General features: G+C 68.2%; 18 protein-coding genes and 1 pseudogene. 11 read left to right on the forward strand and 8 right to left on the reverse strand.

The genetic code is table 11. The annotated features are described in order from the left end of the window. Positions 1 to 16 precede the first annotated feature (16 nt). From AC1DZV_RS14440 to AC1DZV_RS14450, 3 genes are all read left to right on the forward strand, one after another. Positions 17 to 391 carry a DMT family transporter gene (locus AC1DZV_RS14440; protein WP_476953977.1) on the forward strand — a complete coding sequence of 125 codons (375 nt, stop codon included), beginning with the start codon at positions 17 to 19 and terminating at the stop codon, positions 389 to 391. 177 nt (positions 392 to 568) lie between these two features. Then, positions 569 to 1,579: an aldo/keto reductase gene (locus AC1DZV_RS14445; protein ID WP_476953978.1), complete on the forward strand. Its 1,011-nt coding sequence runs from the start codon at positions 569 to 571 to the stop codon at positions 1,577 to 1,579. Between the two features lie 21 nt (positions 1,580 to 1,600). Then, a complete protein-coding gene (locus AC1DZV_RS14450; RefSeq protein ID WP_476950885.1) occupies positions 1,601 to 2,251 on the forward strand; it encodes an MBL fold metallo-hydrolase in 651 nt (216 codons plus the stop codon). A 142-nt stretch (positions 2,252 to 2,393) separates the two neighbouring features. Here the strand turns inward: AC1DZV_RS14450 and AC1DZV_RS14455 are convergent, their stop codons facing one another. Further along, on the reverse strand, positions 2,394 to 4,316 hold the full coding sequence (locus AC1DZV_RS14455) for a DEAD/DEAH box helicase (RefSeq protein ID WP_476953979.1): 1,923 nt from the start codon (positions 4,314 to 4,316) through the stop codon (positions 2,394 to 2,396). A 344-nt stretch (positions 4,317 to 4,660) separates the two neighbouring features. Continuing rightward, positions 4,661 to 4,978: a hypothetical protein gene (locus AC1DZV_RS14460; protein WP_476950887.1), complete on the reverse strand. Its 318-nt coding sequence runs from the start codon at positions 4,976 to 4,978 to the stop codon at positions 4,661 to 4,663. Positions 4,979 to 5,193: 215 nt separating this feature from the next. Between AC1DZV_RS14460 and AC1DZV_RS14465 the strand changes: the two genes are divergently transcribed. From AC1DZV_RS14465 to cycA, 3 genes are all read left to right on the forward strand, one after another. Then, positions 5,194 to 6,219 carry a class I SAM-dependent methyltransferase gene (locus AC1DZV_RS14465; protein ID WP_476950888.1) on the forward strand — a complete coding sequence of 342 codons (1,026 nt, stop codon included), beginning with the start codon at positions 5,194 to 5,196 and terminating at the stop codon, positions 6,217 to 6,219. Further along, entirely contained in the window at positions 6,216 to 6,977 is a 762-nt protein-coding gene (locus AC1DZV_RS14470; RefSeq protein ID WP_476953980.1) for a class I SAM-dependent methyltransferase, read from the forward strand. The genes AC1DZV_RS14465 and AC1DZV_RS14470 overlap by 4 nt, the downstream gene beginning before the upstream one ends. Positions 6,978 to 7,561: 584 nt before the next feature. Then, positions 7,562 to 9,076 carry a D-serine/D-alanine/glycine transporter gene (gene cycA, locus AC1DZV_RS14475; RefSeq protein WP_028275441.1) on the forward strand — a complete coding sequence of 505 codons (1,515 nt, stop codon included), beginning with the start codon at positions 7,562 to 7,564 and terminating at the stop codon, positions 9,074 to 9,076. 147 nt (positions 9,077 to 9,223) lie between these two features. Here the strand turns inward: cycA and AC1DZV_RS14480 are convergent, their stop codons facing one another. Next, positions 9,224 to 10,675, reverse strand: coding sequence for an MFS transporter (locus tag AC1DZV_RS14480; protein WP_476953981.1), 1,452 nt, complete (start codon positions 10,673 to 10,675; stop codon positions 9,224 to 9,226). Positions 10,676 to 10,785: 110 nt separating this feature from the next. After that, positions 10,786 to 11,817, reverse strand: a complete 1,032-nt coding sequence (locus AC1DZV_RS14485; RefSeq protein ID WP_476954018.1) for an Lrp/AsnC family transcriptional regulator — start codon at positions 11,815 to 11,817, stop codon at positions 10,786 to 10,788. 204 nt (positions 11,818 to 12,021) lie between these two features. Between AC1DZV_RS14485 and AC1DZV_RS14490 the strand changes: the two genes are divergently transcribed. After that, positions 12,022 to 13,290, forward strand: coding sequence for a M20 metallopeptidase family protein (locus AC1DZV_RS14490; RefSeq protein ID WP_476953982.1), 1,269 nt, complete (start codon positions 12,022 to 12,024; stop codon positions 13,288 to 13,290). Positions 13,291 to 13,313: 23 nt separating this feature from the next. Then, the gene (locus AC1DZV_RS14495) at positions 13,314 to 14,603 is read left to right on the forward strand and encodes an MFS transporter (RefSeq protein WP_079550797.1); all 1,290 of its coding nucleotides are present in this window, start codon (positions 13,314 to 13,316) and stop codon (positions 14,601 to 14,603) included. Positions 14,604 to 14,692: 89 nt separating this feature from the next. On the opposite strand, the pseudogene AC1DZV_RS14500 reads toward AC1DZV_RS14495, so the two are convergent. Further along, positions 14,693 to 15,900: pseudogene (locus AC1DZV_RS14500) on the reverse strand (MFS transporter). Between the two features lie 173 nt (positions 15,901 to 16,073). Between AC1DZV_RS14500 and trmB the strand changes: the two are divergent. Further along, entirely contained in the window at positions 16,074 to 17,030 is a 957-nt protein-coding gene (trmB, locus tag AC1DZV_RS14505; RefSeq protein WP_476953983.1) for a tRNA (guanosine(46)-N7)-methyltransferase TrmB, read from the forward strand. 102 nt (positions 17,031 to 17,132) lie between these two features. Continuing rightward, entirely contained in the window at positions 17,133 to 17,939 is an 807-nt protein-coding gene (locus AC1DZV_RS14510) for a DUF1206 domain-containing protein (protein ID WP_476950895.1), read from the forward strand. 56 nt (positions 17,940 to 17,995) lie between these two features. Here the strand turns inward: AC1DZV_RS14510 and AC1DZV_RS14515 are convergent, their stop codons facing one another. Both AC1DZV_RS14515 and AC1DZV_RS14520 read right to left on the reverse strand, forming a co-directional pair. Next, the gene (locus tag AC1DZV_RS14515) at positions 17,996 to 18,679 is read right to left on the reverse strand and encodes an anti-sigma factor family protein (protein ID WP_476950896.1); all 684 of its coding nucleotides are present in this window, start codon (positions 18,677 to 18,679) and stop codon (positions 17,996 to 17,998) included. Beyond that, positions 18,676 to 19,185 (reverse strand): sigma-70 family RNA polymerase sigma factor, encoded by a 510-nt coding sequence (locus AC1DZV_RS14520; protein ID WP_476953984.1) that lies wholly within the window; start codon positions 19,183 to 19,185, stop codon positions 18,676 to 18,678. Before AC1DZV_RS14520 ends, AC1DZV_RS14515 begins: the two co-directional genes overlap by 4 nt. Before the next feature lie 186 nt (positions 19,186 to 19,371). Between AC1DZV_RS14520 and AC1DZV_RS14525 the strand changes: the two genes are divergently transcribed. Continuing rightward, positions 19,372 to 19,905 carry a COG4315 family predicted lipoprotein gene (locus AC1DZV_RS14525; RefSeq protein ID WP_476950898.1) on the forward strand — a complete coding sequence of 178 codons (534 nt, stop codon included), beginning with the start codon at positions 19,372 to 19,374 and terminating at the stop codon, positions 19,903 to 19,905. A gap of 109 nt (positions 19,906 to 20,014) precedes the next feature. On the opposite strand, the gene AC1DZV_RS14530 is transcribed toward AC1DZV_RS14525, so the two are convergent. Continuing rightward, positions 20,015 to 20,977, reverse strand: coding sequence for a DMP19 family protein (locus AC1DZV_RS14530; protein ID WP_476953985.1), 963 nt, complete (start codon positions 20,975 to 20,977; stop codon positions 20,015 to 20,017). Positions 20,978 to 21,142 lie beyond the last annotated feature (165 nt).

A 21,142-nucleotide genomic window follows, 5' to 3' on the forward strand; every position in this document is an offset into this window, starting at 1 on the left:
GGTGAAACCAGCTGCAATGTCATGGATGATCCTGCTCGCTTCCGCTGTGCTGGAGGCAGTCTGGGCCACGGCACTGGGCCTGTCCGACGGGTTCTCCCGCCCGTTGCCGACCCTCGTGTTCGCCGTGACGGCCACCCTCAGCATGGTGGGGCTCGGCTTGGCCGTGAAGCGTATTCCGCTCGGCACCGCCTACGCCATCTGGGTGGGGATCGGCGCCGCACTGACGGTCGGCTGGGCGATGGCCACCGGCGTCGAACCGGCCAGTCCGCTCAAGCTGCTGTTCATCGCCGGGATCGTCGGCTGCGCGGCGGGCCTGAAGCTCCTGCCGGCAAAGGAACCGGCACAAAGCGCTGTCCGGCGGGCCTCCCCCGCGGAAATTCCCCACGTTTAGGGCAGTACGACGGCGTGTCCGCTGCGGCGCGCCGTCGTGCAAGCCGTGCAACAGTCAAAGGTGGGGAGAATCGTCTGCCCGGCCGATAACAGGGGCCGGAATAGCCGCGCGCATCCTGGGGTTCTTGGCAGGGACGGAAGTCCTACGGAACTATTCAGTGCGCGAATGGAGACCAAGATGACGGCAGCAACAGTCCGGCTCGGCGACGGCCTGATGGTCAGCCCCCTGGGGTTCGGCGGCATGGCCCTGACCCCTGTCTACGGCGAGGTGGACCCGGCCGAGGCCCTGCGGACCCTGCATCACGCGGTGGACGCCGGCGTCAGCTTCATCGACACGGCGGACATTTACGGCGGCGGCAGCAACGAGGAGCTGATCGCGCGGCTGCTCAACGAACGCCGCGGCGAAGTCCAGCTGGCCACCAAGTTCGGCCTCGTGGGCACACCGTCGGCCGGTTACACGGACATCCGCGGCGACGCCGCCTACGTGCGGCAGGCCGTGGACCGCAGCCTGCAACGGCTGGGCACCGACACCATTGACCTGTACTACCTGCACCGCCGTGACCTCCGCGTTCCGATAGTGGAAACCGTGGAGGCCATGGCGGGGCTGGTACAGGCCGGCAAGGTGCGGCATCTGGGCCTGTCAGAGGTGACGGCCGAGGAGCTGGGCGACGCCAGCCGCGTCCACCCGATCGCCGCGGTCCAGAGCGAATGGTCCATCTGGAGCCGCGACGTGGAACGCAACGTAGTGCCCGCCGCCGCCGAACTCGGGGTGGGATTTGTGCCGTATTCGCCGCTGGGCCGGGGATTCCTCACCGGCACCGTGGACGCCTCGGCGCTGGGCAGCAACGACTTCCGCCGCAACATCCCGCGGTTCGCCGCGGATGCTGCCGGCGCCAACCAGGGCGTGGTGGCGGCCGTGCAGGCGGTCGCTGCGGAACTGAGCGTTGCCGGGCAGGCTGCAACTCCTGCCCAGGTGGCGCTGGCCTGGCTGCTTGCGCGGGGCCGCCAGCTGGGACTGCCCGTGGTCCCCATTCCCGGCACCCGCAAGGCGGACCGGATCGACGAAAACCTGGGTGCCCTGGCCCTCGACTTCACCGCAGCGCAACTGAGGACGCTCGAGTCCGCCGCGGACGCCGTCGTCGGTTCCCGCGCCGCGGACCCCAACTGGGTGTCCCAAGGCCGTGAATAGCGGCTCCGTAGACTGAAGCCCATGGACTCGCTCATTCACTCTTTACGTGACATCACCATCCGCCGGATTTCGGTCGGCGAGATGGACAACAATGTTTACCTGCTCACGGCCAAGGCCTCCGGCGCGCAGCTCCTGATCGATGCGGCCGATGATCTGGCCGCCATCCAGGGGCTGCTCGCGGACGCCGCCGCGGATACTTCCGCGACGCCGAAGCTGGCGCTGGTTGCCACCACCCACCAGCACTGGGACCATGTCCGGGCGCTACGGGGCCTGGTTGAAGCCACCGGTGTGAAAACGGCGGCCGGGACAGAGGATGCCCCGGAGCTGCCGGTGCCGGTCGATGTACTGCTGGATCACGGGGACGTCGGCAACTTCGACGGCTTCGACGTGACGGCTGTGCATCTGCGCGGCCACACACCGGGTTCGATCGCCCTTGTGTACCAGGACCCCGAGGGCCCGGCCCACATCTTTTCCGGCGACTCGCTGTTCCCCGGCGGGGTAGGCAACACACAGAAGGATCCGGCGCGCTTTGCCCAGCTGATCACCGATGTGAGCGAGCGGCTGTTCGAGGTGTATCCGGATGACACCGTGGTGCACCCGGGACACGGCCAGCCCACCACCCTCGGCGCGGAACGACCGCACCTGGAAGAGTGGCGCGCCCGCGGCTGGTAGGGCCTGAAACCTCATCGAGTGCTCCAGAACTGCCGTTATGAACCCTCTAAACGGCAGTTACGGAGCACTCGATGGTGGTTAGCTGGGGCCACGACCGCCGGGTTCCCTGACCGAGCTTGCGAGGTTAGGGAGCGGTTGGGGATTAGCGGCTGCGGCGTTCGTTCGAGGCCGGAGCCGACGCGCGGCGGGGGCCGGAGCCGCGGGCCGGACGTCCTTCACCGGAACGGCCATTGCCGCCGCCGGCGTAGGATCCGCCCGAGGTGCCACCTGTGTTGGAAGACCAGACAGCAGCGCTGCCACCGGATTTGCTGCCAGCGGACTTGGCGCCGGCAGCTGCACGCTGGCCGGTTGCCGGGCGTCCGCTGCGCTGGCCGCCGGTCGAAGCGCCGGCGCGGGGAGCGCCACCTGTGCGGGGTGCGCCACCGGAGCGGGGTGCTCCGCTGCGGGGAGCCGAAGCGCCCCGGGCGTCGCTGCGTCCCTCGGCGGCGCGTCCGTCCGAACCACGGCCGGCCGCGGCACGACCGCCGGCTGCCGGAACATCGTTGTGGTGCGCGTAGGCGGTGGTGCGGCCGCGGCCACGCGCATTCCGGCGCTCGGCGCGCTCGGCCTCGGCGCGGTCCTCGTTCTTCTCCGCAACGCGCTCGGCAGCGTTGCGGGCAGCAGCCTGGCCTTCATAGGCTACGGCGCGGCGCTCGGCGCGCGGCAGATCGGTGCGGGGAGCCTCGGCTCCGACGCGTCCGCGTCCGCCACGGCCACCACGGCCACCCGCAGTGGGTGCAGCCTGCGTGGTGCGGCGGGCGCGCTTGCGCTCGGCGTTGGCACCGGTGGAGCTACCGCCGCCGTGCTGTGCAGCCTTGGCGGCCAGCAGCGCGGCGCGGGTGCGCGGATCGATCTTGTCGGCCATTTCGCCGACCAGTTCAGCAACCAGCGGGGAGTTGGCGGTGACGCGCTCGAAGTTGACCTCTACGCCGGCAGCCTTCATCAGCTTCTTGACGTCGGACTGCTGCTCGGGCAGGGTCAGCGTGACCACGGTGCCGTCGGAACCGGCGCGGGCCGTACGGCCTGAGCGGTGCAGGTACGCCTTGTGCTCCGTGGGCGGATCCACGTGGATGACCAGTTCGACGTCGTCGACGTGGACGCCGCGTGCCGCGACGTCGGTGGCCACCAGGACGCGGACATCGCCGGAGGAGAACTCGGCCAGGTTGCGGTCACGGGCGTTCTGCGAGAGGTTGCCGTGCAGATCGACGGCGGGGATGCCGGCGTCGGTCAGGGTCTTGGCCAGCTTGCGGGCGTGGTGCTTGGTGCGCATGAAGAGCACGCGGCGGCCGGCGCCGGAGGCGAGCTCGACGATCAGCTGCTTCTTGACGGTCTGGTCGTTGACCACCAACACGTGGTGTTCCATGGTGGTCACCGCGGCCTGCGGGTCGTCCACGGAGTGGGTCAGCGGGTTGGACAGGTAGCGCTGGACAATCTTGTCCACGCCGTTGTCCAGGGTGGCGGAGAACAGCAGGCGCTGGCCCTGGGTGGGGGTCATGTCCATGAGCTTCTTGACCACCGGGAGGAAGCCAAGGTCGGCCATGTGGTCGGCCTCGTCCAGGACGGTGATCTCGACTGCTTCGAGGGTCAGGATGCGCTGGCGGATCAGGTCTTCCAGGCGGCCCGGGCAGGCGATGACGATGTCGACGCCGGCGCGCAGGGCCTTTTCCTGGCGGGCCTGGGAGATGCCGCCGTAGATCACGGTGGTGGTCAGGCCCATGGCCTTGGCCATCGGCTCGATGGTCGCGTTGATCTGCGTGGCCAGCTCGCGGGTGGGAGCCAGGACCAGGCCCATCGGGCGGCCGGGCTTGCGGAAGTGCTTGGCTTCGCGCTCTGCGAGTCGTGCCACCAGCGGGATAGCGAATGCGATGGTCTTGCCGGAGCCGGTGCGGCCGCGGCCCAGGACGTCGCGTCCGGACAGGGTGTCGGGAAGGGTCTTGACCTGGATCGGGAAGGGCTCCACGATCCCCTGTGCGGTCAGGGTGTCGGCAAGTGCTTTGGGCGTGCCGAGGGCAGCAAATGTAGTCATGTGTTTCAAAGTCTTTCAGGCGGTATCCGTGCGGATATCGGCCCCCGATGCCGGTTGGCTCAAGGGTTCGCCGAAGAAAAGTCAGGTGATCAACCGGGCTGTTGCCAAACTTCAGCAAGCGGCCGCCGGGACCAAATGGAACGCGTTCATCGACGCAGGATGTGCCTCTCACATGAAAAAATCCCACTGCCTGCGTGCGGATTCCCGAAGGAATCCGGCAGGGATCCGGCTGATGGACCGAAGCCGGTCAACCAAATCAAGAGTGGGCATCACTGCACATCAAGTTTTAGTAGTCTACCACCCAGGATGCCCGGGTCCCGTATCCGTGACGGCCGGCCCGGCCCCTAGCCCGCCATGCTGGGGGCTTGGAACAGCGGCATGTGGGACGACTGGGCCGATGCATGAGCGGATGAGTTAACGGCCGCCCGTGACGGCGTTTTGGCCGGTCCCGGCCCGGCCGGCCGCAGGATCACGAGCGCCTCGGCGTCGATGAGGCGGCGGGTCCCCGTCCGGGCATCCAGGATCCAGAACAGGTCCACGCCTGTGACGGTCTGGGTCACCAGGCCCCGGTGGAAGAGCTTCCCGTTGTGCCACGCCTCGATCTCGTCCCCCACGTTCAACTCGGCCGAGCTGCGGATCTGCCGTGCTTCGTCAACGTCCATGGTCATTGCCCTTCCCCAGCGTTCAATGTCTTGTGCCCAGCATTCATGACGCAGGTTTCAGAATGGTTTCCGGAGCGTGATTTCCACGTGTCCGTCCGCCTGCGCGGCGCCCGGACGGAAGCCCGGACGGTGTATTGACCGCCGTTACGTCCGGGAGGACCATGGTGGGCGGGAAGGGCCCCGCGACGGGCGGGCCGTGAGGGGAGTCGGACGCAATGCCGCGAATAGTCTCCGCTGGCCTGTTTCGGGTCATCCAGCTGGCGTTGTTTCCCTTGAGTGCGGCCGGCTACATCACGTCCGTCCCCGGGATGCTTGCCTACAGCCGGCGCACCGGCACGTCGGCCACGCTGCTCGCATCCCTCTACACGCGCTGGATGCAGCACCGTCTGGGGACACGGCCGGATGTCCCCGCGGCCCGGCTCATGGCCGTTCTGCCGAACGTGTCCGCGACTGGCATCCAGATGGAGACCGCTCCCACGCTCGCCGCCCACCTGATCACGGGCTACGTGCCCAGGCTCTACCGCTATCCGTACCCGGGGCCGGCACCGATGCGCCACCAGCCGACAGCACGGACCAGCCTCTATGACGCGGCCGTTCAACGGCACCGCGGCGGCATCGACCAGCTCGTGATCCTCGGGGCGGGATTCGACACCCGGGCGTTCCGGCTGGCGCCCGGGGACCGGGTGCGCTGCTTTGAACTCGACCTGCCCCGGACCCAGGCTTTCAAACTCGCGATGCTCGAAAGAGCGGGCCTCTCCACGCGCCTGGCCACGTACGTACCCGCAGATTTCGAGACCGAGGACTGGATGGAGAAGCTGATCGCTGCCGGTTTCGACCCGAACCGGCCCGCACTGTTCCTCTGGGAAGCGGTGACCATGTACCTGGACCGCGCCTCCGTCGAGGCGACGCTGCGCAGGATCGCCGGCACCGCGCCGGGCAGCATCGTGGCCTTCGACTACTTTTCGAGGGAAACGATCACCTCGGGATCGCCCTACATGCGGTATGCGCGGGCTACCGCGAGGTTCGTCGGCGAGCCCCTGACCTTTGGGATCGACAACACTCCCCCGGCCAGGAAAAGCGCCGCGGACTTTGTTGGGGGCTTCGGACTGGTCCTTGAGGAGCACAGGAATTTCGGCAGGGAGACCCGACGGCGGTCCGCGCCGGGAGGGTTCGTCACCGCCGTCGTGCCTGAAAACAAACAGCGAAACACGGCGAACCGCCGTAATGAGGGGAAACCATGACAAGACGCAGCGACAGCCACGAGCATGACGCCGCCGAGCATGCGGCCCTCGAGGATGCGGCCCCCGGTTCCGCAGCCCGGATGTGGGATGAAAAGTACAGCAGCCGGTCCAGGATGTGGAGCGGGGAGCCGAATCCGCAACTCGTCGCCGAGGTGGCGGACCTTCCTGTCGGCGAGGCTCTGGACCTGGGGTGCGGCGAGGGCGCGGACGCGATGTGGCTTGCTGCCCGCGGTTGGAGCGTGACGGGCCTGGACGTTTCCGCCGTCGCCCTGGAGCGTGCGGCCGCCCACGCCCGGGAACGGGGCCAGGACGCCGCCATCGAGTGGGTGCAGCAGGATCTTGCCACCTGGGTCCCGGACCGGTTGTTCGACCTCGTCACGGCCCAGTTCCTGCATTCCACCCAGATGCCGTGGCAGCAGGCGTTGCAGCTCGCCGCGGCCGCGGTGCGGACCGGCGGGACGCTGCTGATCGTCGGCCATCACCCCGACGGACTGCCACCGTGGGGCGCGCACCATACTCCGGAGAAGTTCTTCACGGCCGAGGACCTTGCCCGGGAACTCCGGATCGAGGAGCCGCTGTGGCGTGCCGAGGTCCTGGACAGCCGGCGTCGCAGCGCCSGCGGGCCGGTGACTGGCAATGAGGACCTCAAGCGCGGTGGCCAACATGAGCAGGCCCGGTCCAAGCTGCCGGAGGCCCGCGACCGCGTCAAGGACGCCGCCGCCGACATCGGGGCCGTCAGGGACGCCACTATAGGTTAAGGACGGCTTCGCCAAGGAGTAGCGGCCGCAACTGGACTGCCCAACTGGGCTGCGCCGCAGCTGAGCTCTGCAACGAACGGCCCCGCCCAAGGCGGGGCCGTTCTGTTGCGCAGGACCGGCCCGAGCCGGCCAACGCTGCGGGAAGCTAACGGCGGCCCTCGGCGGCTCGCCGCTGCCGTCGCCGCGCAAAATATGACAAAAGACAGCGGACGACAACTGAAGCTAAGATGGTCGACAGCTGTCGAACCCGCCCATGGGCGGGCGATCCGCGCCAATGCGATTCGGAGCCCCCGCGGCGGGCGGGCGTGCCGGCGTCGCAATTTCCCCTAGGGCCCGGCGATAGATGCGGGTCCCGGACCGGTTCCCGCGCCTTCCGGGAGCCTCGTCCCGCCGGGAGCGCCGCGGCACCCCACCGACCAGCCGGACCACATACGCGGACCGCTCCGACAACAGGGACCACGAAATACCGGCCCTAACCTTGATCTGCCCGCCAAAACTGTTACCTCCGTCACACTCTGACGGATCCGTGCGGCCCGCACTGCGGAACCCCCGCCGGCGACCGCCTGTGACAAGGAAGAAGCCTCATGTCTGAACGCACCACCACGGCCGCTCCGGCCACTGCAGAATCTGACATTGCCCAAACTGGAACAGCCGCCTCCGCCAACGGTGACTCCGGGAACCGCGAGCCGCACCTCGCCCGGGCCCTCGGCAACCGCCACATCCAGCTGCTCGCCATCGGCGGCGCGATTGGCACCGGCCTGTTCATGGGGTCCGGGAAGACCATCTCGCTCGCCGGGCCCTCCGTCATCTTCGTCTACATGATCATCGGCTTCATGCTGTTCTTCGTGATGCGTGCCATGGGCGAGATCCTGCTCTCCAATCTGAACTACAAGTCCTTCAGCGACTTCGCCGGTGACCTCCTGGGGCCGTGGGCCGGCTTCTTCACCGGCTGGTCCTACTGGTTCTTCTGGGTGGTCACCGGGGTGGCGGACATCGTCGCCATTTCCGGCTACGTGGACAAGCTCGCTCCCGGCACGCCCCTGTGGATCCCTGCGCTGCTCACGCCCGTGGTCTTGATCCTCCTGAACCTCCCCACCGTGAAGGCGTTCGGTGAAGCGGAGTTCTGGTTTGCCATCATCAAGGTGGTCGCCATCGTGGCCTTGATCGTCACCGGCGCGGTCATGATCGCCACCCACTTCACGTCCCCGAACGGCGCGGAAGCCAACCTCGCCAACATGTGGAACGACGGCGGCATGTTCCCGCACGGCATGTTCGGCTTCGTCCTCGGCTTCCAGATCGCCATCTTCGCTTTCGCCGGAATCGAACTGGTGGGCACCGCCGCCGCCGAAACTAAGGACCCGGAAAAGAACCTGCCGCGCGCCATCAACTCCATCCCGGTCCGCGTCCTCCTCTTCTACGTGGGCGCCCTGGTGGTCATCATGGCCGTCAATCCGTGGCGCACCATCGACCCCGCCAGCAGCCCGTTCATCGGCATGTTCACCCTCGCCGGGCTGGGGATCGCCGCGGTGGTCATCAACCTTGTGGTCCTGACCTCCGCCGCCTCCAGCGCCAACTCCGGAATCTACTCAACCTCCCGGATGGTCTACGGCCTCGCCCAGGACGGGAACGCGCCCAAAGCGTTCGGAAAGCTCAGCGTCCGCAAAGTCCCGCAGAACGCGCTGCTGTTCTCCTGCATCTTCCTGCTGGCCGGCCTGGTCCTGCTCTACTCCGGCGACTCCGTGATCGGCGCGTTCACGGTGGTCACGTCCGTGGCGTCCGTGCTGACCATGTTTGTGTGGTCCATGATCCTGGTCAGTTACATCGTCTTCCGCCGCCGCCGGCCGGCCCTGCACGAGGCGTCGTCGTTCAAGATGCCCGGCTCCGCCTTCATGCCGTACGTCGTGCTCGCGTTCTTCGTGTTCATGCTGGTGGCCCTGGGGCAGGCCGACGACACCCGGCTGGCACTCTTCGTGGCGCCCGTGTGGTTCCTGCTGCTGGGCGCTGCCTGGCACTTCAACCGCAAGTCCCCGCTGCAGCAGGCCCGGATTGTGGAATGGAAGGCCGTCCGCTCGCAGGAGGAAGCCCGCGCGTCTGCCTGATCCCCGCGCGGAAGCAACGGAGCGCTGAAACAAAGGGGCGCTGACGCGCAGGAGCCCCGGCCGGATCACCCGGCCGGGGCTCCTGTGCAGTGCTTGTTATGGTGCAGTGCTTGTTATGGTGCAGTGCGCGTCATGGTGCAGTGCGCGTTACGCGCGTTTGGTGACGGCGGCCGGGACGACGGCGACGCGCGGCGCGACGGCCACGGCGGCGATCCCGATCACGGCCGTCAGCGCGAACACTCCGGCAAACGACGCCGACGGCGCCGCCGTCGAGAACGCTGCGAACACGATCCCGGTGCCGGCGAGGGCCAGGGCACCGCCGAGGGAATCCGAAATGGACATCGCCGAACTGTTGAAACCCTCGGTGTCCTTGGTGGAGAGCGCCAGGGTCATGACGCTCAGCCGCGGATACATCAGGCCCATGCCGCCCCCGGCGAAGATCCATCCCGCGATCGCGACCGCGGCCGGCCAGGCCAGCACCGTGGTCACGAGGGCCAGGACGACGGCGCCAAGGACCAAGGCCGATCCGATCCGCACCGCCCTCCGGTGCTCCAGCCGGGTCCCCAGCCGGCCCTGGATGGCCGACGCCGCCGCCCAGGCGATGGCGCCGCCGGTGAGCGTGAGGCCAGCAAACGTCGGGGCGAAGGCGTAGCGTTCCACGAGCAGGTACGGCAGGTAGACCTCGGCGCCGAAAAACGCCGCGGATGCCAGGCCGCGGGTAAGGATCACGCTCGGCAGGCCGCGCCGGGCGGTCAGCGTTCCCCGCGGCATGAGGGGACGGACGGCCAGGAGCGCGACGGCGACGGCGGCCGCCGCCAGCACCCCGCCGGCGACCGGTACCGCGGCGGACAGGTTCAGGCCCAGCACGGCGAGCGCTGCCAGTGCCGCCAGCGCCAACTTGGCAAGGCCTCCCGGCGGACGGCCGCGGGGGCCCGGCTCAGCGGCCGGGGAATCTCCGTCGGCGCCCGTGCTGCCGTTCAGGCCGCGCAGGGCCGGGGCCGTCAGGAGCAGGGCCGGCACCACGAGTCCGACCACGCCGAGAAAGACCCACTGCCAGCCGGCCAGCTGGGCCACGGCGCCGGCCGCGAACGGTCCCACGAGGGACGGGATGACCCAGGCCGCGGAGAAGGCGGCGAATATTTTCGGATGCAGGACCGGCGGGTAGACCCGGGCAATCACCACGTACAGGGCCACGGTAAGCCCGCCGCCGCCGAGTCCCTGCACCAGCCGCCCGGACACGAGGACCGGCATGGTTCCGGCGGTACCGGCGATGAGCAGGCCGAGCACGAACATGCCCACTGCGGCCAGGAGCGGCGCCACCGGCCCCTTGCGGTCCGACCAGCTGCCCGCGGCCACCATCCCGATCACCCCGGTGGCGAGCGGCCCGGCGAAGGCCAAGGCGTAGAGTCCCGCACCGTCCAGTTCCCGGCTGACGAGCGGCATGATGGTGGTCACCGCCAGCGACTCGAAGGCCGCCAGGAACACCAGTGCGCAGGCGCCCAGGGTCACCAGCAGGTAGCTGCGGTGGAAGATGCCGGCCGATTCCGGGACGGCTTTCGGACGGGAATCCTGGTGAGGGGGCGGGTCGGTCTGGGGCACGTGCCACAGCTTACAACCGGACCCTCACAGCCCGCCCGCCTGTGGGCTTATCAGCTGGCCGGTGGGCTTATCAGCTGGCCGGCGGGCTTATCAGCTGCCGGTCCGCCTCGTCAGTCCGCCTCGTCGAACCCCTGGGCAGGAACCACGACGGCGCCACTGGCCCTGGAGTCCGGGTTCAGCATCCAGCCCACACGCTTGACGGTGCTCAGCATGACGACGCTTTCCACGAGCTCGATCCCGGGCACTTTTTGCTGCAGCGCCACCTCGATGTTCATCACGTCCGCCAGGGACTGCAGCCACATGATGATCACGAAATTCGTGGGCCCCGTGATGGAGGCGCTGAGCCGGACGTTCCGCATGGTCCTCAGTTCGGCGGCGGCTGCCTCGTGCCGCCCGGCCGGGACGTTGACGAACCATTGGCAGGTCACGGGGAAAGCGGAGAGTTTCTGGGCCACCTCGCACCGGAATGACAGGATGCCGCTGGCGAGCACACGGTTGAGCTGGCGCTGGACGGTGGCCGGGTGCCTGCCCAGGCCGCGGGCAATGTCTGCCGCCGTGGCCCGCCCGTCCCTGGCCAGGAACGGCAGGAGCGCCAGGTGGCTGTCCGGCAGCGCTTCCCGGGCGGCAGCCTGGGCAACCCCGGTGGCCTCGGGGCCGGCCAACGCCCGCACGGCGCCCTGCTGCGCGCGGCTCAACACGTTCAGCCGCCAGGAGCCGCCGCTCGCGTGCAGCCTGGTGCACAGGGCGGTCTGATATTTGAGGAGGCCGTCAATCTCCTTCAGCCGCGAGATGACTTTCAGGCTGAAATCGTCCAGGGAGGGCGTAATGACGGTCAGCATGAGGTCCCGATGGCTGGCTGCCTCCTCCACGGTGACGATTTCCGGCATCTCGGCGAGCCTGGCGGTGACTTCCTCGCGCCGGTGCATTTCGCAGTCCACGGCGACGAATGCCAGGCACATTTGCTGGGGGTCACCGATCAGGTGGGCGGTGATCCAGGACACGCCAGAGTCCAGCAGCCGCTCCCACCGGGCGGCCAGGGTGGTGGCGTGCACGCCCAGCACCTGGGCCGCATCCGCCCAGCTCAGTCGCGGGGCAATCTGCAGGACGTTGATCAGGGCGAGATCGTCCTCGCTGAGTTCCATCATTTTCCCCTTTATCCATGCACGAAACCTGCGGCAACAGTCTATTCGTGCATTTTTTCTGGCCTTCGGGCGGGTGTGAACTGTGTCACTTGAGAATAGACGCAGGACGTCCCCGCCGGACGTGAACCAAGGAACTTCGAAAAACAAGCCAGTCGCCAACCAGGCGATTTTCGACCAACGACAAACGACAAACGAGGAGAACACGTGCCGATCACCGCAGATGCCCGGGAAATGCAGACGGACCTTGCCCGGCTCCGCCACGAACTGCACCGGGAACCCGAGATTGGCCTGGCGCTGCCCCGCACCCAGGAGAAGGTGCTCAAGGCCTTGGACGGGCTTCCCTACGAGATCACCCTGGGCCAGGAGACGACGTCCGTCACCGCAGTACTGCGGGGCCAGGGGCCCGGGACTGAAGGGGGCTCCCGCCCGGCGGTGCTGCTGCGCGCTGACATGGACGGCCTGCCGGTGCAGGAGAAGACGGGCGTGGACTACACGTCCAGGATTGACGGCGCCATGCACGCCTGCGGCCACGACCTGCACACCTCCATGCTGGCAGGGGCCGCCACCCTCCTGGCCGAACGCCGGCGCCAGTTGACCGGCGACGTCGTCCTGATGTTCCAGCCCGGCGAGGAGGGCTTCGACGGCGCGAGCCACATGATTCGCGAAGGCGTGCTGGATGCCGCCGGCCGGCGTGTGGACGCCGCCTACGGCATGCACGTGTTTTCCGCCCTGGAACCGCACGGCACGTTCTGCACCAAGCCCGGCGTCATGCTGAGTTCCTCCGACGGCCTGGTGGTCACCGTGCTCGGCGCTGGCGGCCACGGGTCGGCCCCGCACTCGGCCAAGGACCCCGTCACGGCGGCCGCCGAGATGGTCACCGCCCTCCAGGTCATGATCACCCGCCAGTTCAACATGTTCGACCCCGTAGTCCTCTCCGTGGGGGTCCTCCAGGCCGGCACGAAGCGCAACATCATCCCGGAAACCGCACGCATCGAGGCCACCATCAGGACCTTCTCCGAGGAAGCCCGGCAGAAAATGATGGACGCCGTGCCGCGGCTGTTGAAGGGAATCGCGGCGGCGCACGGCCTGGACGTCGACGTCGACTACCAGCAGGAGTACCCGCTGACCATCACGGACGAGGACGAAACGCACACCGCGGAGAACGTCATTGCCGGCCTGTTCGGCGACTCCAGGCTCTCCCGCTGGGCCACCCCGCTGAGCGGCTCCGAAGACTTCTCGAGGGTTCTGGCCGAGGTCCCCGGCACGTTCATCGGGCTGAGCGCCGTCCCCCGGGACGCCGACCATGCCACCTCCGCGTTCAACCACTCCCCGTACGCCACGTTCGACGACGGCGTGCTGGCGGACGGCGCCGCACTCTACGCCGAGCTCGCCATCTCACGGCTAGCCGCACTCGCGGCCGCCGACGCTCCTGCAGCGGCCAACACTGTTGCCGCCGCCTCCGCCCTTTCCTAACCCGCACCCCGAGGGAGAAGACCATGACTGCAGCCACGATCACGCCGGCGGCAACCCGAACATCCACCCGCAAGACGCTCGTCGGCACCGGCATCGGCAATGCCGTCGAATGGTATGACTGGGCGATCTACGCCACGTTCACGCCGTTCATCGCCAGCCAGCTTTTCAGCAAGTCGGATCCGGCGTCCGCGGTGCTGTCCACGCTGGCGATTTTCGCCGTCGGCTTCGTTGCCCGCCCTTTCGGCGGCTTCCTGTTCGGTTGGATCGGTGACCGGATCGGCCGGAAGGCTTCCATGACCCTGGCCGTGGGGCTGGCGTCGGTGGGCAGCCTGATGATCGGCATCGCGCCGACGTTCGCGGCGGTCGGCGTCTGGGCATCGCTCACGCTCCTGGTGGCGCGCCTGATCCAGGGCCTGGCCCACGGCGGCGAGCTGCCGTCGTCGCAGACGTACCTGTCCGAAATGGCGCCGAAGGAACACCGCGGCTTCTGGGCCACCCTGATCTACACCTCCGGCACCGTGGGCATCCTGTTCGGAACCCTGCTCGGTGCCGTGCTGAACATGACGCTGAGCACCGAGCTCATGAACGCGTGGGGCTGGCGCATCCCGTTCCTGATCGGCGCGGCCATGGGTCTCTACGCGCTGATCATGCGGTCCCGGCTGCACGAAACGGACGTCTTCGAGGGTGAGGCCGCGACGGAGAAGCGCGCTCCGATCTGGCCGCAGATCGTCCGCCACCGCAAGCAGGCCCTCCAGGTGATCGGCCTGACGGTCGGCCTGACCGTGATCTACTACATCTGGGGTGTCGTCGCCCCCAGCTACGCCACCACCGCCCTGAAGATCGACCGGGGCGAGGCGCTGTGGGCCGGCGTGATCGGCAACATCGTGTTCATCGCGGCGCTGCCCTTCTGGGGCAAGCTGGCGGACCGGATCGGACGCAAGAAAGTGTTGTGGGCCGGTGCGATCGGCGCAGGCATCATGCACTTCCCGATGACCGCCCTGCTCAAGGATTCCGCCTGGCAGCTGGCCGTCAGCATGTCCGTCATGCTGATCTTCATCGCCGCCAGCGCGGCGATCGTCCCGGCCGTCTACGCCGAGCTGTTCCCCACCAGCATCCGCACCGTGGGCGTCGGAGTGCCCTACTCGATCTGCGTGGCCGTGTTCGGCGGAACCGCGCCCTATCTGCAGCAGTGGCTCGGCACCACCGTGCAGATGCCGCAGCTGTTCAATGTGTACGCCGTGCTGCTGCTCGCGATCTCCGCGGCCTGCGTCTTCACCATCCCGGAGACGAAGGGCAAAGACCTCACACTCTGATCCGGCCCGGCCCGGTAGAGCTATCGGTTGTGGCTGTTCTGGAGGGGGTTCAGGACAGCCACAACTGATGGCTCATCGCATTTAAAACGTCAGTCGCCGATGTAGCGGTCCCGCCCGGCCCGGTACCCGAACACCGCTGCGAGAGAGCCCACCAGCATGAACAGCACACCCGCCGCTGCAAAGGATCCGGTGGACTGGTGCAGCTGGCCGACCAGGAGCGTGCCGCTGGAGCCAATCCCGTAGCCCACGCCCTGCATCATCCCGGAAACGTGGGCCGCGGTGTGCCCGTCCCGGGTGCGGACCATGATCAGCGTCAGCGCGGCGGCGGTCAGGCTGCCCTGCCCCAGGCCGAGCAGCCCGGTCCACAGCCACAGCAGTTCCACAGGCCCGAAGATGCTCAGCGCGAAGCCAGCGCCGGTCATGAGCGCCACCGCCGTGTTGAGGGCACGCTGGTCCCGGAACCTGGTGGCCAGCGCCGGCGCGAACAGCGAGCCCAGCATCTGCAGCACAATCGAGGCCGAGACGATCAGGCCGGCCGTGCCGCCGTCCACCCCGCGTTCACGCAGGATCGGCGCCAGCCAGGCGAAGACGCTGAAGGACATCATGGCCTGCAGGACCATGAACCCGGTCACCTGCCAGGCCACGGCGGAACGCCAGACGTTGACGCCGCCGCCCGGAGCGCCGGCGGCAGGAACAGCAGAAGGACGACGCCGGCCGGCAGCGCCCAGAACCAGAGCGCCGCCGTCCATTCCCCGCTCGCGCGGAAGACCGGGAACGTGAAGCCGGCACCGAGCGCGGCCGAGGCACAGATCGCCGTGGTGTAGAGGCCGCCCATGAGGCCCAGGCGATGCGGGAAGTCGCGCTTGACCACGCCCGGCAGCAGCACGTTGCACAGTGAAATCGCGGCCCCGCACGCGGCGGTCCCGGCGAGCAGAGCCGGAAGGTGGCCGGCCGCCGGCAGTTCCACGGGCCGCAGCAGCAGCCCGGCGGTGAGCACCGCCATGGCACCGAGCAGCACCCGTTCGGCCCCGAACCGGCGTGCCAGCCCAGGGGCGAGCGGAGCGAACACCCCGAGCAGCGTCACCGGGACGGTGGTGAGCACCATGACCGCCCAGGCCGGAAGCCCGGCGTCGGCCGTCACCTCCGGCAGTACCGCAGCGAAGCTCGAAAAGACCGTGCGGAGGTTCAGCCCGATCAGGACCAGGCAGGTCCCCAAATACGCGAGCTGCCGGCGGCCGGCGGCGCGCGGCGGCCCGGCGGGGCCGTCCCGGAGAACGGCGCCGGCCGAATGGTCCAACTCGTCGGTTTTCCCAGCTGAGGTCACCCGCCCCATTCTTGCAGCCCCGCGTCTTCACCCCTTCCCTTCAATCCTTCCTCAGCGGCTCAACCCCTTCTCCGCGGCCGGTCCGCGGGGGCGGCCGCGGGGTCCCCGGGCGGCCCGGCCCGGCGGACTCAACTATTCTGGAAGGGATGAGCGAATCCCCAGAATCCCCCGGCCTGCAGGCAAACCCGGAGTCCGGCGTCCCGGACCAGAGCCAGTTGCCGCGCCCCGTGACCCCCGGCAGCCAGGCCTCGTTCGGCACCTATGGGGGCCGCCCGGTGAGCTTCGTGCGCCGCGGCACGCGCCTTCAGGGCCGACGCCAGGCGGCCTGGGAGGAACACGCGGACCGTTGGGCGGTTGAGGTCCCCCGCCATGTCGCCAACACCTCCGTCCACCCGGACTATGTGTTCGACGCAGAGGCCGAATTCGGCCGCACGGCTCCGCTGGTTGTCGAGATCGGCTCCGGACTGGGCGACGCCGTTTGCCACGCCGCGGAGCAAAACCCGGACAAGGACTTCCTGGCCGTGGAGGTTTACACCCCCGGCTTGGCCAACACCCTGATCAAAATCAACAGCCGGGGACTGAGCAACGTGCGGGTGGTCGAGGCGAACGCCCCTGAGGTGCTCGCAACCATGCTCCCGGCCGGCTCCGTCACGGAACTATGGGTGTTCTTCCCGGATCCATGGCACAAGTCCCGGCATCACAAGCGCCGCCTCATTCAACCGGCGTTCGCTGATCTCGCCGCCCGGGCCATCAAGCCCGGCGGCATCTTCCGGATCGCGACCGACTGGTCCAACTACGCCGTTCACGTCCGCGAGGTCATGGCGGGCTCGGCGGAGTTCGAGAACCTGCACCAGGGCGAGCGCGCCGGCGCGGACAGCCCCCTGACCCAGGTGTGGAAATCCGGCGTCGAGTCCCGCGTGGGCGGAGCACCGGTCAAGGAAGGCCGGGCGCCGGTCAGCACCGAGCACACCGGACCCAACGAGGGCGTCGACGGGACCGGCGGGTGGGCGCCGCGGTTTGAGGGCCGTATTCTGACCAGTTTCGAAAACAAGGCGCACGAAGCCGGCCGCCTGATCTTCGACCTCAGCTACCGCCGAATTTAGGCACCACGGCGCGCGTGCATCTTTTGTTGAGCGGCTTCGCGTGGCACGATTACGGAACGAACCACGCTTGGTAGTACTAAGGACACGATCATCAAACGAGAATTGAACGACGCTGCTGACGTCGCCGAGGACGTCACCAATTCGAAGCCCCTCGAAATCGCAGCGCGGGCCGGGTTCGCCGTGTCGGGGTTGCTGCACTTCCTCATCGGGCTGGTCGCGATCCGGCTTGCCATGGGCGGCCAGGGCCAGGCCGATGTCAGCGGCGCGGTGGAAGAGCTCGCCGGGCAGCCGGCGGGGCCGTTGCTGCTCTGGACGTCGTTTGCCGCCTGCGTGGCGCTGGCCATCTGGCAGGCGTCCGACGCCATTTTCGATTTCGGGCACCTGCCGACCAAGAAAAAGGTCGGCAAGAAACTCAAGGCAGCCCTGCAGGCCGTGGTGTACGCCTTTTTCGCGCTCACGCTCGCGTCGGTCGCCACCGGGGCCGGCTCCAACAACCGCGAGTCGACTTCCGATATGACCGTAAACCTCATGAAGGCTCCGGGCGGCGTGGCGCTCCTGGTGGTCATCGGCGCCGCTGTAGCCGTCACGGGGATCGTCTACGCGATCCGCGGCTTTCGGAAGTCCTTCCTCAAGTACCTGCGCATGCCGGCCCAGAAGCAGGCGCGCACCGCTGTGACGGTGATCGGCGTCGTCGGCTACGTCGCGAAGGGCGTCGCTCTGCTGCTCGTGGGCCTGCTGATCATCATCGCCACGGTGACGGCGCACCCCGAACAATCAACCGGGCTCGACGGCAGCCTGAAGGCCCTGCGGGAGCAGCCGTTCGGCGTGTACTTGCTGGCCGCAGTGGGCGTAGGCCTGATCTGTTACGGCATCTACATGGCGGTGCGGGCCAAGCTCGCGAAAATGTAGGCCCGCGCCGGTTTCCAAGTCCCGGACCGGACGGGACCGCCGCGCCCGCGAGTGGGCTACCCCTGGGGCACGGCGATGACAGCAACGGTCTGTTGCTGCTCATCGCGCATCTCGACACTGGCGATCCTGGCCAGCTGCACCGGCGTCGCCCCGGTGATCCGGACTCTGCCGGTGGGCGTGGCCGTCCACGCGCAGGCGCGGTCCACGCCGCCGTCACGGTCCTTTACCCAGAGTGAGAGCGTCCCGGCGACGGGCAGGCTGCGGCCGTCCACCGCCAGTTCGGTGCCCCAGGTTTTCCTGACGAGCCCCACCGTGACCTCCAACCCGCTGCTGGCCGCAACGGAATAGCTCGCGTCCGGTTTGGCGGGTTGGTTCAGCAGCGGACCGGCCAGGATCCCCAGCCCCAGGCATGCGGCGGCCGCCGCGGCCACCGCCGACGTCCACCGGCGCCGCACCTTCCGGCGTCGGGCGGCGAGCTCGTCCAGGAGCCGGCTTGGGACAGGTTCGGGTTCCGGCGGAACCAGAGCGCGGTCCCGGGCGGCCGCCGCCGCGGCGGTGAGCGCGACGGCGTCGGACACCGGGATCGCGTCCAGCAGCGCGGGGAGGCTGGCGAGTTCGTCCAGCTCCTGGCGGCAGTGGGCGCACACGGCAAGATGCTGCTCGAAGGCTGCGGCTTCGGCCGGCTCCAGCCCGCCGAGCAGGTACGCGCCGAGGAAGTGATGCAGCTCGGTCCCGTTCACTGCTGCACCCCCATTTCGTCGAGGATCGTCCGTAGGGCCCGGACGGCGTAGAACGCCCGGGACTTCACCGTGCCGCTGGGGATCTTCAAGTGGGCGGATGCCTCCTGGACTGTGTAGCGGCGGTAGTGGAGCGCAACAAGGACTTCGCGGTGTTCCGCGCTGAGCCGCAGCAACGCCTCTTCCATCAGCACCTTGTTGAGCAGCTCGTCGATGCGCCCGGCGCCGACGCCGCCTTCCGGGAGGGCCTGGACATCGTGGTCGCCGGCTTCCTGCGGCCGCCTTTGGGCCTTGCGGTAATTGTCGATCATGATGTTGCGGGCCGTCCGGAACAGGTAGCCGCGCAGGCTGCCTGTGATCTGCGGCGCCTGCTGCCAGACCCGCAGCACCGTTTCCTGGACGACGTCGTCGGCGAGCTGAGGATCCCGGGAGACGCTGAGGACAAAGCGTTTCAGGGCCGCACCGTGGTCGCGGTAGATCGCAGCCACGACGTCTTCGTCCAGCGGCATTGTCCACCTCCCGGAAATTGGTGCCCTGCCCCTTTACGACGTAGGGGCAGGCCCAATAGTTCAGTGTGCCCCAGGACAGCCCGACACGGACATGTCGGTTCCGCCATGAACCATTCCGCTCTCCATGGCGTCGTATCTCGTAGCGCCGGCCTCCGAGTTGGGCTGGCTCGAGTCTAGGAGCAGCAAATGAAGAAGCATCTCAGCATTGGCTTGTCCGCGTTCGCTCTGGCCGCCCTCCTGTCCGGCTGCGGCGGCGGAACGACCACGACGCCGACGTCGGCGGCACCGGCCACCTCCGCCCCCGCAGAGACCGCCACGAGCGCGCCGGCCAGTTCCGCGCCGTCGTCCATGTCCGCCGCGGTGCTCTCGGTGGCCGACTCCAAGGCGGGCCAGATCGTGGTGGCCGACCAGGGACTGAGCGTCTATTTCTTCGCCAAGAACACGAAGGATTCCGGGAACAGCGTCTGCACCGGCGCGTGCCTGACCTCGTGGCCCGCTGTCACGTCGACGACGGCGACTCCCACAGTTAACGGTGTCACCGGCAAGGTCGGAACCATTCCCACGGCTGACGGAAAGATGCAGGTGACCATCAACGGGATGCCGATCTACTACTACTCCAAGGATCAGGCCGCGGGGGACATCAACGGCCAGGGCGTTGGCGGGGTCTGGTTCCTCGTGTCACCCTCGGGGGAAATGATCACAGCACCGCCGGCCGGGTAGGCTCACCGGCCGCGGATCCGTCTGGCACGGGTTGCTCAGCACGGCACGGCCGGCGCCTGCATTTGGGGGCAGACGCCGGCCGTACCGGAAAACTGTCGGGGAAGGCCGCCTACGGGCGTGCCTTTTCGAACTCCGCCGACCTAGCGAACTCAACAGCCCCTTCGAACTCCCCGGCCTCTTCGAACTCCCCGGACTCTTCGAACTCCACAGCCGCGAGGATTTCCTGGGTCCGCGGATTGAGCATGAAGGCCTCGTCGTCGTCCTCCAGCATGAGGAATTCGCCCTGCTCCGTGGTGAAGTGCCAGGCCAGGGTGGTCTCCCCGTTGTGCACATAATTCGGATCGCCCATGGTGATCCGCACCAGGCTGTGGCCCGCGAGGTCGCACAGCTCGCGGATGATCTGTTCGAACTCCGGCGCGTCCAGGAGCGCTTCCTCGGCGGCTGCCGCCTGGCGCTCGGCGAGGTCGGAAAGCCGGGCCACCCGCCCGGCAATGTGGGCGTCGAGGTCGTCGTCGGAAAGGACCAGCAAGTCCTCCTGGCCGCGCAGCCACGCGGCATTCAATGCGACGATGTCCTCCGTTGCGAGGATCGACTCGAATTCCCCGTCCAGTTCTTCAATGCGCCGAACGGCCTCGGAGACCCCGTCGCCGGGTTCGTCTTCCTCTGTGCTTCCGGCGGCCCAGCCGCTGCCGCCGTCGAGGTAGCTGTCGACGTCGGTGTCGGTCAGGGCGCCGAAGGCGGCCACCGTGCGGTTGAAGAGGTCCAGGTGCGCGGCGGCACCCATTGCCTCCAGGCCTTCCCGGACGTAGGGGTCGACTTCCTCGCGTTCGGGCGCGGTGAACACGTACTGCGCGAAGCCGCCGGCCAGCGCCTGCGTCAGGTAGAAGTCCACGTAGTAACTGCGCAGCGCGGCCGGGGAGATCTCTTCCGTGTCCAGCAACTCCTCGAACATGGCGTTGACCACGTTGACGTTCGCGTCGACAACGTCCTCGTTTCCGCCTTTGAGGCTTTCGGTGGTCAGCACGGTGGGGTAGCTGTGGGCGGGCTGGATGGTGGGCTCACTGTGGGTCATGCGGAATCCTTACTGCTGGCGCTGCTGATACTCCGGACCTCTCCACGGTAGGTCCGTCGTCACGGCGGGCGGCCGAGCCCCGGTTGAACGTCAGGCGAAGTTTAAGCGGCGCTTGTGCGGGCGGCGGCGAAGTTCCGGGGTCCCGGCCGGCTCGGTAAGATGGAT

The organism is Arthrobacter sp. P1_D12 (assembly GCF_056406175.1).